Annotated in this window: 9 protein-coding genes and 10 tRNA genes; 1 reads left to right on the top strand and 18 read right to left on the bottom strand. The window is 44.9% G+C overall.

The window, feature by feature from the left end:
• Positions 1–10: 10 nt before the first annotated feature.
• The 16 genes from AB8613_RS11350 to pncC form a co-directional block, all read right to left on the bottom strand.
• Positions 11–268 (bottom strand): oxaloacetate decarboxylase subunit gamma, encoded by a 258-nt coding sequence (locus AB8613_RS11350; protein ID WP_004741884.1) that lies wholly within the window; start codon positions 266–268, stop codon positions 11–13.
• Between the two features lie 375 nt (positions 269–643).
• Positions 644–720, bottom strand: a tRNA-Arg gene (locus AB8613_RS11345).
• 81 nt (positions 721–801) lie between these two features.
• Positions 802–878 (bottom strand) — tRNA-Arg (locus AB8613_RS11340).
• A gap of 57 nt (positions 879–935) precedes the next feature.
• Positions 936–1,012, bottom strand: a tRNA-Arg gene (locus AB8613_RS11335).
• A gap of 58 nt (positions 1,013–1,070) precedes the next feature.
• Positions 1,071–1,147 (bottom strand) — tRNA-Arg (locus tag AB8613_RS11330).
• A 68-nt stretch (positions 1,148–1,215) separates the two neighbouring features.
• A tRNA-Arg gene (locus AB8613_RS11325) sits at positions 1,216–1,292 on the bottom strand.
• Between the two features lie 79 nt (positions 1,293–1,371).
• A tRNA-Arg gene (locus AB8613_RS11320) sits at positions 1,372–1,448 on the bottom strand.
• A gap of 53 nt (positions 1,449–1,501) precedes the next feature.
• A tRNA-Arg gene (locus AB8613_RS11315) sits at positions 1,502–1,578 on the bottom strand.
• A gap of 88 nt (positions 1,579–1,666) precedes the next feature.
• Positions 1,667–1,759, bottom strand: a tRNA-Ser gene (locus tag AB8613_RS11310).
• 44 nt (positions 1,760–1,803) lie between these two features.
• Positions 1,804–1,880, bottom strand: a tRNA-Arg gene (locus AB8613_RS11305).
• 43 nt (positions 1,881–1,923) lie between these two features.
• Positions 1,924–2,016 (bottom strand) — tRNA-Ser (locus AB8613_RS11300).
• A 474-nt stretch (positions 2,017–2,490) separates the two neighbouring features.
• The gene (csrA, locus tag AB8613_RS11295) at positions 2,491–2,688 is read right to left on the bottom strand and encodes a carbon storage regulator CsrA (RefSeq protein ID WP_004415691.1); all 198 of its coding nucleotides are present in this window, start codon (positions 2,686–2,688) and stop codon (positions 2,491–2,493) included.
• Positions 2,689–2,780: 92 nt separating this feature from the next.
• Positions 2,781–3,962, bottom strand: a complete 1,182-nt coding sequence (locus AB8613_RS11290; RefSeq protein ID WP_083702796.1) for an aspartate kinase — start codon at positions 3,960–3,962, stop codon at positions 2,781–2,783.
• Positions 3,963–4,182: 220 nt separating this feature from the next.
• Positions 4,183–6,765 carry an alanine--tRNA ligase gene (gene alaS, locus AB8613_RS11285; protein WP_372383831.1) on the bottom strand — a complete coding sequence of 861 codons (2,583 nt, stop codon included), beginning with the start codon at positions 6,763–6,765 and terminating at the stop codon, positions 4,183–4,185.
• A gap of 332 nt (positions 6,766–7,097) precedes the next feature.
• Positions 7,098–8,138, bottom strand: coding sequence for a recombinase RecA (gene recA / locus AB8613_RS11280; protein WP_017056586.1), 1,041 nt, complete (start codon positions 8,136–8,138; stop codon positions 7,098–7,100).
• Between the two features lie 139 nt (positions 8,139–8,277).
• Positions 8,278–8,772, bottom strand: coding sequence for a nicotinamide-nucleotide amidase (gene pncC / locus AB8613_RS11275; RefSeq protein ID WP_372384819.1), 495 nt, complete (start codon positions 8,770–8,772; stop codon positions 8,278–8,280).
• A gap of 124 nt (positions 8,773–8,896) precedes the next feature.
• On the opposite strand from pncC, the gene mutS reads away from it, so the two are divergent.
• On the top strand, positions 8,897–11,458 hold the full coding sequence (gene mutS, locus AB8613_RS11270; protein ID WP_372383830.1) for a DNA mismatch repair protein MutS: 2,562 nt from the start codon (positions 8,897–8,899) through the stop codon (positions 11,456–11,458).
• Positions 11,459–11,598: 140 nt separating this feature from the next.
• Here the strand turns inward: mutS and rpoS are convergent, their stop codons facing one another.
• Positions 11,599–12,579, bottom strand: a complete 981-nt coding sequence (gene rpoS, locus AB8613_RS11265) for an RNA polymerase sigma factor RpoS (protein ID WP_017059027.1) — start codon at positions 12,577–12,579, stop codon at positions 11,599–11,601.
• Positions 12,580–12,677: 98 nt separating this feature from the next.
• Entirely contained in the window at positions 12,678–13,592 is a 915-nt protein-coding gene (gene nlpD / locus AB8613_RS11260) for a murein hydrolase activator NlpD (protein ID WP_050620526.1), read from the bottom strand.
• Positions 13,593–13,596: the final 4 nt, after the last annotated feature.

The following is a 13,596-nucleotide window of genomic DNA, read 5'->3' as shown; positions in this document are numbered from 1 at the left end:
CCTTTAAATGCTACTTAGCAGTAGACGCACGGTATTGATGAACCGCGGCCGAAATTGCTGCCACTACCTGTGGACTAACAGCTGAAGGGTTTGATTGTGATTTTTGAATTTTTTTAGGTGCTGCGATCGGCTCTGGTACTTCTTCTGGTACCAGTTTTGACATCAACCGAACGAGGTAAACTAGAATAGTTAGGAAAATAAAGACAACGGACATCCCCGTTATCATTAGAGTCGCCGCATCTCCTAGCAGGCTTCCAATATTAGTCATGTTGCTTCCTTTCTTCGTCATCCTGACATACGTACAGGATTTCAGCGAATAGTGATCCCGACCCATGGATTATCTCGATTGGTAAAAGTTTGTCAATTTTGTTTAAGGTTCTGTTACGGATAACGCACACATAAGGTTAATTATTCGCCTATCAGATCACATAAATCTGTCAAATGAGTCATTTTTAGATATTTAAACTGTGACTTAAACGGGGCTTTTCTGAGAAATGATATGAGAAAGGTGGAATAACAAAGAAGCATTCAAGAAGTACTTAAAATACAACAAGTTAAATGTTAGGTAAATTTAACATTTAATCAACATTTATATAGCAGGCATAAAAAAAGCCTCGTATAAACGAGGCTTTTTTTAATAATGTGGCGCGCTCTGGAGGATTCGAACCTCCGACCGCCTGGTTCGTAGCCAGGTACTCTATCCAGCTGAGCTAAGAGCGCACGGTTTTAATATCAATTCATTGTTACTAACAACGTATCAATATAAGGATTTCATTCTCATAAGAAAAAAGCCCTAAATAGTGGCGCGTCCTGGAGGATTCGAACCTCCGACCGCCTGGTTCGTAGCCAGGTACTCTATCCAGCTGAGCTAAGGACGCACGGTTTTCGATATCAGTATTCCCAATATCAGGAGTTCACAAAGAAACCCTAAATAGTGGCGCGTCCTGGAGGATTCGAACCTCCGACCGCCTGGTTCGTAGCCAGGTACTCTATCCAGCTGAGCTAAGGACGCGCAGTTTTCGATATTGGTATTCGCAATATCAGGAGTTCACGAAGGAAACCCTAAATAGTGGCGCGCTCTGGAGGATTCGAACCTCCGACCGCCTGGTTCGTAGCCAGGTACTCTATCCAGCTGAGCTAAGAGCGCACGGATTTTAGTATCAACTTAGTCAATACAAGGATTTTCATTCTTATAAGAAATAAACCCTTAAATAGTGGCGCGTCCTGGAGGATTCGAACCTCCGACCGCCTGGTTCGTAGCCAGGTACTCTATCCAGCTGAGCTAAGGACGCACGGTTTTGATATTAATTCTCGACGAACGATTTATCAATATCAGGATTCACATTCTTATCAGAACTAAACCCTAAATAGTGGCGCGCTCTGGAGGATTCGAACCTCCGACCGCCTGGTTCGTAGCCAGGTACTCTATCCAGCTGAGCTAAGAGCGCACGGGTTTTAGTATCAACTTAGTCAATACGAGGATCAATAGACCCTTAAATAGTGGCGCGTCCTGGAGGATTCGAACCTCCGACCGCCTGGTTCGTAGCCAGGTACTCTATCCAGCTGAGCTAAGGACGCACGGTGTTCATTCATTAAGAATGAAGTTGTGAAACATATCACATTCTTCTTGCTACGAAGAAAAAAAAGGCCATTGGCCTGTAATGAATGGCGGTGAGGGAGGGATTCGAACCCTCGATGCAGCTACAAACCACATACTCCCTTAGCAGGGGAGCGCCTTCGGCCACTCGGCCACCTCACCTAATTCATTATTCTCACGTTACTTACAAGTAAGAAAAGAGAGAATGGCGCGTCCTGGAGGATTCGAACCTCCGACCGCCTGGTTCGTAGCCAGGTACTCTATCCAGCTGAGCTAAGGACGCACATTTACATTGCCTAAACTGCTAATTTTAGACTCACAAGAAATGGCGGTGAGGGAGGGATTCGAACCCTCGATGCAGCTACAAACCACATACTCCCTTAGCAGGGGAGCGCCTTCGGCCTCTCGGCCACCTCACCGTCTTGCGGAGGCACATATTACGTTTTACCGAAAATATGTCAAACACTTTATTGAAAAAAATTGGACAAAAACACTCAACCGTTTGCTATTTAATCAAAGCGCTTGCAAATTGAACTTATAACATTCAAATCGCGCTTTTTTCCTTAAAAATTAAGGTGAAAGATTGGCAATAATAAACAGCCGAAAACAATTATCTAATTTCTCCAGCAGCAAGTGCTACCGCTGATGGCACAATACTACGGGATGCGTATTTGCGCCATAGGGGAAGCTAATAAATCTTGAATTTTGCCAAACAAAATACAGAGCAACAGTTCTGTTCAACCTTGTCTGTATCTCACAACATCACAAAGCATTCACTTCACCACTTTGAGACCGATCCGCTATCCAACCTATCTATGTCCCAATGAGCGTTTCTATTCCCCAAGATCAAAAAAGGCTAGCAACAATGCTAGCCTCTTCTCTACGCAAAAGTATTAGTAGTTGCCAGATGCAACGTTACCATTACCTTTTTCAGCTTGAATGCGCATGTAGATCTCTTCACGGTGAACAGATACTTCTTTAGGTGCGTTAACACCGATACGTACTTGGTTACCTTTAACGCCTAGTACAGTAACTGTTACTTCATCACCAATCATCAGTGTTTCGCCAACGCGGCGAGTCAAAATTAGCATTCTTTGCTCCTTGAGTAATCTCTAAATTTATCTAGCTACGAGAGCATTATCCAACAAAAGTTATATTTTCGTAAACTATCGATTGAGTTTATTTAACCAAAATGCACTTCTTTTTTAGGATAACCCTGTGTTTCACGCGCTACGATGTATGCATTGTGTAATATGTTAGCAGCCATATCGACTTGCGTTGGTGATATCACCAAAGTTAAAGACTGCTGCTGCAATAAGTGATGTTGTACATCAATTTCGCCTTCAGACAACAATCCATGTGAACTGACCACAATTTCTTGTGTTCGGCTTCCTACCACAGTTAACAAACTAACCTGTTCACTATTACGGATTTTCTCAGCAAAAACTAGTTTTAATTTGGCACTTATGTCTTGTTTAATAATGAGTGCTGCCCGTTCTGTTTCCTCGATCACACTACAGACTTCGATCCCCAACAGTTGGCAATGTGAAATGAAAGACGGTAAATCTTCATTCAAACACTCGATACGCACCATATCTCTTTGGATGGCGATACCAGCAATATCATTCAAACACTGATTACCCGCGATCAATGTGCCCTCGCCTTGTTCAAAGCTTGAAAGCACTCGCAATGGCACGTTATGCTGCCATGCATACTGAACACATGGAAGATGTAAAACCTTAGCGCCTCGGCGGGCCATCTCTTCCATAGAAGGGAAGTCTAAAGTATCTAATTTCTGAGATTGCTTCACAACTCTAGGGTCACAAGAATAAACACCATCAACATCAGTATAGATCTGGCATTCTTTCGCCTGCAAGGCACCCGCAAGCGCTACCGCTGTAGTATCTGAACCACCGCGACCTAATGTTGTGATATCGCCTTTCGCATTGAACCCTTGAAAGCCTGCAACAATGACAATCTGGTTGTCATCTAGCAGAGCTTGAATAGGAGCAGTATCAATACGCTCAATCGCTGCATTATTATGATTAGAATCAGTGTGTATCTTGGCTTGATAGCCAGTCATTGATGTCGCTTCATAACCTAACTTGTGTAACGTCATTGCTAACAAGGCCATGGAAACTTGCTCGCCAGCCGTTAACAACACATCCAGTTCTCTAGCGTTTGGTACGCTATCAATTTGTGTGGCTAAGTTAACTAACCGATTTGTTTCACCAGACATAGCAGAAACGACAACCACGATCTGGTTCCCTTCATTTTTCGCTTCAATGATTTTTTCTGCTACATGATGGATTCGTTCAATTGAACCCACCGACGTTCCACCAAATTTCTGCACGATAAGAGGCATTTTCACCCGTCCTCACCTTCCCAAGACCAATGTCTATATATGACAAAAAAATACATACTCCGCGTCAGGGCGAAGCAATAAAAAATTAACCAAGGAGTCTAACGCCACCATTAGACTTCTTGGTTAATCTCAATCAAACCTTGTTTAAACACGCTTCCAATAGGCAAAATAAAAGATGCCCAATCAACTGATTGGGCATCTTTGTATCAATTACTTAAGCTTAAAGACGCTCTTCTAGCCAAGTGCGTACAGATTTAAGCGCTTCTGGCAGTGCTTCAACGTCTGTACCGCCCGCTTGAGCCATATCTGGACGACCACCGCCTTTACCGCCAACTTGCTCAGCAACCATCTTAACGAGGTCACCCGCTTTTACTTTGCCGATTAGGTCTTTGGTTACACCAGCAATCAAGCCAACTTTACCGTCTGCTACGTTTGCGATCAGGATGATGCCGCTACCTACTTGGTTTTTAGCGTTATCAACCATAGTACGTAGGTTCTTATTGTCTGCGCCTTCAATTGCAGCAACCAAAACTTTAGTACCAGAGATCTCTTCTACTTTGCCCATGATGTTTGCGCTTTCTGCAGCAGCCATCTTTTCTTTAAGCAGTTGGATTTCTTTCTCTAGCGATTTCGCTTTCTTAGCGGATTCAGTAAGTTTCTCTTCGTAAGCGTTAACCTGAGCTTCTACTGCATCTAGAGCAGCTTCACCCGTTACCGCTTCAATACGACGAATACCCGCAGCAATACCACCTTCAGAAGTGATCTTGAACAGGCCGATATCACCCGTGTTGCTTGCGTGGATACCACCACAAAGCTCAGTAGAGAAATCGCCCATAGATAGAACGCGAACTTCATCATCGTACTTTTCGCCAAACAGTGCCATTGCACCTTTTTCTTTCGCTGACTCGATATCCATGATGTTGGTTTCAATCACGTGGTTCTTACGAACTTGTGCGTTAACCAAGCGCTCTACTTCTTTAATCTGTACCGGTGTTACCGCTTCAAGGTTAGAGAAGTCAAAACGTAGATTGTCTGGCTTAACTAAAGAACCTTTCTGAGCAACGTGCTCACCTAAAACTTCGCGCAGTGCAGAGTGAAGCAAGTGAGTTGCAGAGTGGTTTAGTGAGATAGCAGCACGACGCTCAGCGTCAACCGTTGCTTCTACTTTATCGCCCTCAGCAAATACACCTTCAACTAGCTCACCGTGGTGCGCAAATGCGTTACCTAGCTTCTGAGTATCTTGTACTTTGAAAAGACCCGAAGCTGTTTTTAGTGTACCAGCATCACCACATTGACCGCCTGACTCAGCGTAGAATGGTGTCTCTTCAAGGATGATGATGGCTTTGTCGCCCGCTGATAGTGAAGATACTTCTTCACCATCAACAAATAGCGCAGAGATTTCACCAGCACCTTCAGTAGCTGTGTAACCACAGAACTCGGTGTTAGTGTCTACTTTGATCGTTGCGTTGTAATCAGTGCCGAATTGACCAGCTTCACGAGCACGCTTACGCTGTGCTTCCATCGCCTTCTCAAAGCCTTCTTCATCGATAGTAAAGTCGCGTTCACGTGCTACATCGTTAGTAAGGTCAGCTGGGAAACCGTATGTGTCGTAAAGTTTGAAAACTGTTTCACCGTCAAGCTCTTTGCCTTCAAGTGCGTCTAGTGCGTCATTAAGAATAACCATGCCGCGCTCTAGAGTACGACCGAAGTTCTCTTCTTCAATGCGAAGTACTTTTTCAACAAGCTCTTGTTGTTTCTTAAGTTCATCTGCCGCAGAGCCCATCACTTCAGCCAATACACCCACAAGTTTGTGGAAGAACACGCCTTGTGCGCCAAGCTTGTTACCGTGACGAACTGCACGACGAATAATACGACGTAGAACGTAGCCACGACCTTCGTTTGAAGGCATAACGCCGTCAGCGATTAGGAATGAACAAGAACGGATATGGTCAGCAATAACGCGTAGCGATTGGTTAGATAGGTCGTCATGACCCACAACTTCCGCTGTCGCTTTGATTAGCTTTTGGAATACATCAATTTCGTAGTTAGAGTGAACGCCCTGCATGATTGCAGAAATACGCTCAATACCCATACCTGTATCTACAGCAGGCTTAGGTAGCGGTTCCATTGTGCCGTCAGCGTGACGGTTGAACTGCATGAATACGTTGTTCCAGATCTCGATGAAGCGGTCACCATCTTCTTCAGGTGTACCAGGACGGCCGCCCCAGATGTGCTCACCGTGATCGTAGAAGATTTCAGTACATGGACCACAAGGACCTGTGTCACCCATCGTCCAGAAATTATCAGACTCGAACTGTTTGCCGCCTTCTTTGTCGCCAATGCGAACGATACGATCAGCAGGTACACCTACTTTCTTGTTCCAGATATCGAATGCTTCATCATCTGTCTCGTATACCGTTACCAACAGACGGTCTTTTGGCAGTTGAAGAGTTTCAGTCAGGAATTCCCAAGCAAAACCAATCGCTTCTTCTTTGAAGTAGTCACCAAAGCTGAAGTTGCCTAGCATTTCGAAGAACGTGTGGTGACGAGCCGTGAAACCTACGTTTTCAAGGTCATTGTGTTTACCACCCGCACGTACACAACGCTGAGCCGTAGTTGCTCGAGTGTAGGCACGTTTTTCGGCGCCTAAGAAGCAATCTTTGAATTGGTTCATACCTGCGTTAGTGAATAGCAGGGTTGGATCGTTATGTGGAACTAACGATGAACTGTCTACGATTTGGTGTTCTTTGCTCTCAAAGAACTTAAGGAACGCGTTGCGAACCTCATCAGTGCTCATGTACATGCAGCTCTTCCTGAAAATAGTCGAGTTAGAATTTTGCCGTATTGTAGATCATGGTTAAGGCTTCGACTAGTTTTCTTGTAGAAAAGACACCCTTGGGCAGGATTTTAGTGGGAATTCGATAAAATGAAGAATATTCCACTATATCTAGCCGCGGAAAAGCAGAACTAAATTGACGACCTAGTAACTAAGAAACTCACTCAACGAAAGAGAGTTGACCAAAGACATGCTCTACGGAGCTGAACCAATAAAAAAGCCCCGCATAAAATATGCGAGGCTTTAAATTCTTTCAAAGCAGATGCTTCTTTCAAACATCTACTCTGTAAAACGTCAGCTTATAGCTCTTCGTTTTCTTCTTCTTTCTCTACGTCTTTCTCTTCAAGAACAGCAGGAGTCAGTAGCAATTCACGAAGCTTAGTATCGATCTCTAGAGCAACCTCTGGGTTTTCACGCAGGTATTTACCAGCGTTAGCTTTACCTTGGCCGATCTTGTCGCCCTTGTAGCTGTACCAAGCGCCCGCTTTTTCTACCAGCTTGTTCTTAACGCCTAAATCGATAAGCTCACCTTCACGGTTGAAGCCTTTGCCGTATAGGATTTGAGTTTCAGCTTGTTTAAACGGTGCAGCAATCTTGTTCTTAACAACCTTGATACGGGTTTCGTTACCAACAACCTCATCACCATCTTTGATCGCACCAGTACGGCGGATATCAAGACGAACAGATGCGTAGAACTTAAGCGCGTTACCACCCGTTGTTGTTTCTGGGTTACCGAACATCACACCAATTTTCATACGGATTTGGTTGATGAAGATAGCCATACAGTTAGACTGCTTTAGGTTACCCGTCAGCTTACGCATCGCTTGAGAAAGCATACGAGCCTGAAGACCCATGTGGCTGTCGCCCATTTCGCCTTCGATTTCTGCTTTTGGTGTTAGTGCTGCAACTGAGTCAATAACAAGAACGTCGATTGCACCTGAACGAGCCAGTGCATCACAGATTTCAAGCGCTTGCTCACCAGTATCTGGTTGAGAAACAAGAAGTGCATCGATATCAACACCAAGCTTTTGAGCATAGATAGGGTCTAGTGCGTGTTCCGCATCAACGAATGCACACGTTTTGCCCACTTTCTGTGCTGCAGCAATAAGCTCAAGCGTTAGCGTTGTTTTACCTGATGATTCTGGACCGTAAACTTCTACGATACGTCCCATCGGTAGGCCACCAGCACCTAGTGCGATATCTAGAGATAGAGAACCTGTAGAAATAGTTTCTACGTCCATTGTGCGGTTATCACCAAGACGCATGATAGAACCTTTACCAAATTGCTTTTCAATCTGACCAAGGGCTGCGGCTAACGCTTTTTGTTTATTCTCGTCCATTTCTATCTCCACATAATCGGTTGTCTCAACAAGCGATCTAGAATCTATTTCTAACCCACATAGGGGTGACTAATTGACTTTCATTATACTGTTGATTCATACAGTGTCTATACCTGTATGAAAATAATTTGTGCAAATGTTACTTACCTTCCATTGATAGGTAATCATAAATAACTTGCAGGGCATGGTGCGTAGCTTGTTGGCGTACTTGTGATCTGTCGCCTGTAAATACATGCGTTTCTACTTTATCCCAGCCATTTAGCGCTCTCCACGCGAAGCATACCGTACCAACAGGCTTATCTTCGGTCGCGCCACCTGGGCCAGCAATGCCACTGATTGATACAGAGAGCGTCCCATTTGAATGTTGCAATGCCCCGCTCGCCATTTCTATTACGACAGGCTCACTTACAGCGCCGAACTCAATTAAGGTTTTAAGCTGTACACCTATCATCTCTTGCTTAGCTTCATTGCTGTACGTAACAAAAGCGCGATCAAACCACCCAGAGCTGCCCGCAATATCGGTGACTGCACTCGCAACACCTCCGCCAGTGCAAGATTCAGCCGTCACTAACACTTGTTTGTGTTTAGCGAGTAAATGTCCAAGCTGTTCACTAAGGTCTTGAGTCATCTGCATCATCAACTTCCCTTTATTTACTGTCATATCATTTGGATTCGCATCTTTTCGCATCAGCCGCTTTTCGCACGAAACGCTTTCACGTATCCTAAGCCGCAATAGAAATAAACGAAAGAAGTTAACTGTGAAAGCCGATCAAAAACATACTCCCATGATGCAGCAGTACCTAAAACTGAAAGCAGAAAACCCAGAAATTCTGCTGTTCTACCGCATGGGCGATTTCTACGAGCTTTTCTATGATGATGCTAAAAAAGCTTCTCAACTCCTCGATATTTCACTGACTAAACGTGGTTCATCAAATGGTGAGCCTATTCCTATGGCGGGTGTTCCTTACCATGCCGTTGAAGGGTACCTTGCAAAGTTAGTACAACTTGGTGAATCCGTAGCAATTTGTGAACAGATTGGTAATCCAGCACTTTCAAAAGGCCCTGTTGAGCGTGCTGTTGTACGTATCGTTACACCCGGTACCGTGACCGATGAAGCATTACTTTCTGAGCGCGTTGATAACCTAATTGCAGCCATTTACCACCACAACGGTAAATTTGGTTACGCGACACTTGATATTACCTCCGGTCGATTCCAACTTTGCGAACCAGAAACGGAAGAAGCAATGGCAGCAGAACTGCAGAGAACCTCACCACGTGAGCTACTGTTCCCTGAAGATTTCGAGCCAGTAAATCTAATGGCAAGCCGTAATGGCAATCGCCGTCGCCCTGTATGGGAATTTGAATTAGACACTGCTAAGCAGCAATTAAATAAGCAATTTGGTACTCGCGATCTGGTTGGCTTTGGCGTAGAAAGCGCAAAACTGGGTCTATGTGCGGCTGGTTGTTTGATCCAATACGTAAAAGATACTCAACGTACAGCCCTTCCACATATCCGTTCACTGACGATGGATAAACAAGATCACTCTGTGATCCTCGATGCAGCGACTCGCCGCAATCTAGAGATCACGCAAAATCTTGGAGGTGGTACTGATAACACCCTTGCCGAAGTACTTGATCACACCGCAACAGCAATGGGTAGCCGTATGCTTAAGCGTTGGTTACATCAACCAATGCGCAATATCTCTGCGCTCGATCAGCGCCTAGATGCGATTGGTGAGATGAAAGATTTGGCTCTATTCACAGAGCTACAGCCAACCTTAAAGCAGATTGGTGATATCGAGCGTATTCTTGCTCGTCTTGCACTTCGTTCTGCTCGCCCTCGCGATATGGCACGACTTCGCCAAGCAATGGAATACTTGCCAGAGCTTGCTGAAACGCTAACGCAACTTAAGCACCCGTACCTAACTCAACTTGCTCAATATGCTTCTCCTGTGGACGAAGTTTCTGAACTACTCGAGCGAGCGATCAAAGAGAACCCACCGGTGGTTATCCGTGACGGTGGTGTGATCGCAGAAGGCTATAATACCGAGCTAGATGAATGGCGTGACCTTGCAGCAGGTGCAACTGAGTTTCTGGATAAGCTTGAGCAAGAAGAGCGTGAACGTCATGGTATCGACACTCTAAAAGTTGGTTACAACAACGTACACGGTTTCTTCATTCAAGTGAGCCGCGGACAAAGCCACCTAGTGCCGCCACATTATGTTCGCCGTCAAACGCTGAAAAACGCTGAGCGTTACATCATTCCCGAGCTAAAAGAGCACGAAGACAAAGTGCTTAACTCTAAGTCGAAAGCACTCGCTATCGAGAAACAGCTGTGGGAAGAGTTGTTTGACTTACTACTGCCGTATCTAGAGCGCCTACAAAACATCGCCTCTTCAGTATCTCAGCTTGATGTTCTACAAAACTTGGCTGAGCGTGCAGATACGCTGGATTACTGTCGTCCAACCATGACAGAAGCTGCAGGTGTGCAGATCCAAGCAGGTCGTCACCCTGTTGTTGAACAAGTGATGGACGAACCCTTTATTGCTAACCCTATCGACCTTAATGATCAACGTAAGATGCTGATCATCACAGGTCCAAATATGGGTGGTAAATCGACCTATATGCGCCAAACGGCACTCATCGCATTGATGGCTCATATCGGTTGTTATGTTCCTGCAGAAAGCGCGACCATCGGCTCTATCGACCGTATCTTTACGCGTATTGGCGCATCGGATGATCTGGCTTCTGGCCGTTCAACCTTCATGGTTGAGATGACAGAAACTGCCAATATCCTGCATAACGCAACACCAAACAGCCTTGTGCTAATGGATGAAATCGGTCGTGGTACCAGTACTTACGATGGTTTGTCATTAGCTTGGGCAAGTGCAGAATGGTTAGCTAATCAAATCAACGCGATGACACTGTTTGCAACGCATTACTTTGAGCTAACCGAGTTACCAAACCAACTTCCAACGCTAGCAAACGTACACCTAGATGCGGTTGAGCATGGTGACAGCATTGCCTTTATGCACGCAGTTCAAGAAGGTGCAGCAAGTAAATCTTACGGCCTAGCGGTTGCAGGATTGGCTGGTGTACCAAAAGCGGTGATCAAGAACGCTCGCGCGAAGCTAACACAGCTCGAAGCATTGAGTCTTGAGTCTCCGACATCGAAGCCAAGCGGCGTTGATATTGCAAACCAACTAAGTCTGATCCCTGGACCAAGCGAAGTAGAACAAGCACTTGCGAATGTTGATCCTGATGATCTAACTCCTCGCCAAGCATTAGAAGAACTTTACCGCTTGAAGAAGCTGCTTTAGTTTCTTACCAAGTAGTTTGTTCTTGCCGTACTGCTATTTTGTTTAGACGGTATGAAATACCAAAGCCACAAACAAAAAAACGCTGACTTAAAGTCAGCGTTTTTATTTTTCTTCTATTTAGAGAAGCATCATCCGTTCAATTAGTCGTTTTCTACGTTGAACAGGTTTTCCATATTCAGACCTTGCTTGATAAGAATCTCACGTAGACGGCGAAGACCTTCAACTTGGATTTGACGAACTCGCTCACGAGTTAGGCTGATTTCACGGCCAACTTCTTCTAGCGTTGACGGTTCATAACCTAGTAGTCCAAATCGACGTGCAAGCACTTCTTTCTGCTTCGGGTTTAGTTCATCAAGCCAGAATATCAGTGAGTTCTTGATATCGCTATCTTGAGTTGAAACCTCAGGATCTGAATTGTTGATGTCTGGAATAATATCCAACAGTGCTTTCTCACCGTCACCACCAATTGGCGTATCAACAGAGCTCACTCGTTCGTTTAGACGAAGCATCTTACTCACATCACCAACTGGCTTATCTAGCTTAGAAGCAATTTCTTCTGCCGTTGGTTCATGGTCAAGCTTTTGTGATAGCTCTCTTGCAGTACGTAGGTAGATGTTCAGCTCTTTCACAACATGAATTGGCAAACGGATAGTGCGAGTCTGATTCATCAACGCCCGTTCAATGGTTTGACGAATCCACCATGTTGCGTAAGTTGAGAAGCGGAAGCCACGCTCTGGGTCAAACTTCTCTACGGCGCGAATCAAGCCTAGGTTGCCTTCTTCGATTAGATCGAGAAGTGCCAAGCCACGGTTGCTATAACGACGAGAAATTTTTACCACCAAACGCAGGTTACTTTCGATCATGCGTTTACGTGCTGCTTCATCACCGCGTAGAGCTCGACGTGCGTAAAGCACTTCTTCTTCTGCGGTTAGTAGTGGTGAGAAACCGATTTCGCCTAAATACAGTTGAGTGGCATCTAAGCTTTTAGACGTAACTTCAACTTCTTCTTTCGCTTCGGTTTTCTTCGTGACTGTTCGTTTTGCTTTTCCAAGAGCTTCCGGTTCCGTGGTTGCTTGGTCAAGATCGAACTCTTCTTTGGTTACTGCATTGCTTATACTCATAACGCCTCCCCCTGGCGAAATTAGCATGACATTACAACTTCATATGTCGCTAAATGACTATGTCACTCAATACAATACGTTAATCATTCATATTGTATTTAAGGTAAATACCGTTTTGGATTAACTGATTTACCTTGGTAACGAATCTCAAAGTGCAGCCTAACACTGCTGGCTCCAGAGCTTCCCATTGTTGCAATCTTCTGCCCTGGTTTCACACTTTGCCCTTCAGATACTAATAATCGGTCGTTATGCGCGTATGCACTTAAGTAATTATCATTGTGCTTCACAATCACTAGATTGCCGTAGCCTCGTAGTGCATTACCCGAATAAACAACCGTTCCCCCTGCAGTAGATACTATTGGCTGACCTCGCTGTCCTGCTATGTCTATGCCTTTATTTCCTTGTTCGCCTACAGAGAAATTCTTGATTACTCTCCCTTTAGTTGGCCATAACCATTTGGATACTTTATCACTGGTTGGTTTGGTGGACGGTGTAACATTCTGTTTACCTTTAGACCCAACATACTCCTTTGATTTGGATTGTTCAACCTTCTTTGGTGGATCTTTTTTCACCACTTTGGTGGTAGTTTGAGCTGGAGCCGGTTTAGAGTTTTTGCTCTTTTGTGGTGTGGTTTTCGGTTTACTTGCCGCAGATGACGTTGTGGATGCGGCGACAGGCGCTGCAACTGCTGCTGCCGCTACCGTTGACTTACCATACGCTGGCGCATTATAGCTAGGACGCCACAACTTAAGCTTCTGCCCTGGGTGGATAGTGTAAGGAGCAGACAACTTGTTATAACCGATGAGGTCTTTAACGTCTTTATTGGTGACATAAGCAATGAAGTAAAGGGTGTCGCCTTTTTTAACTTCATAGTAACTGCCACGATAACTACCACGATCAATCGATGAGTAATTCTTGTTTAGGCTTGAAACGGGCGCAGGCGAATTCGCTGCACACCCAACAAGGGCACAGCTAAGCAGTAAAGTACTTCCTTTTAACAACTTCGAACGCATCGAC

The organism is Vibrio sp. BS-M-Sm-2 (assembly GCF_041504345.1).
Taxonomy (GTDB): domain Bacteria; phylum Pseudomonadota; class Gammaproteobacteria; order Enterobacterales; family Vibrionaceae; genus Vibrio; species Vibrio satsumensis.
This window is presented reverse-complemented; position numbering and strand designations above follow the sequence as displayed.

Coding starts and splice junctions, on each gene's coding strand:
- alaS (WP_372383831.1), bottom strand. CDS start 6,765: ATGTACATGAGCACTGATGAGGTTCGCAACGCGTTCCTTAAGTTCTTT.
- nlpD (WP_050620526.1), bottom strand. CDS start 13,592: ATGCGTTCGAAGTTGTTAAAAGGAAGTACTTTACTGCTTAGCTGTGCC.
- csrA (WP_004415691.1), bottom strand. CDS start 2,688: ATGCTAATTTTGACTCGCCGCGTTGGCGAAACACTGATGATTGGTGAT.
- rpoS (WP_017059027.1), bottom strand. CDS start 12,579: ATGAGTATAAGCAATGCAGTAACCAAAGAAGAGTTCGATCTTGACCAA.
- pncC (WP_372384819.1), bottom strand. CDS start 8,772: ATGCAGATGACTCAAGACCTTAGTGAACAGCTTGGACATTTACTCGCT.
- AB8613_RS11350 (WP_004741884.1), bottom strand. CDS start 268: ATGACTAATATTGGAAGCCTGCTAGGAGATGCGGCGACTCTAATGATA.
- recA (WP_017056586.1), bottom strand. CDS start 8,138: ATGGACGAGAATAAACAAAAAGCGTTAGCCGCAGCCCTTGGTCAGATT.
- AB8613_RS11290 (WP_083702796.1), bottom strand. CDS start 3,962: ATGCCTCTTATCGTGCAGAAATTTGGTGGAACGTCGGTGGGTTCAATT.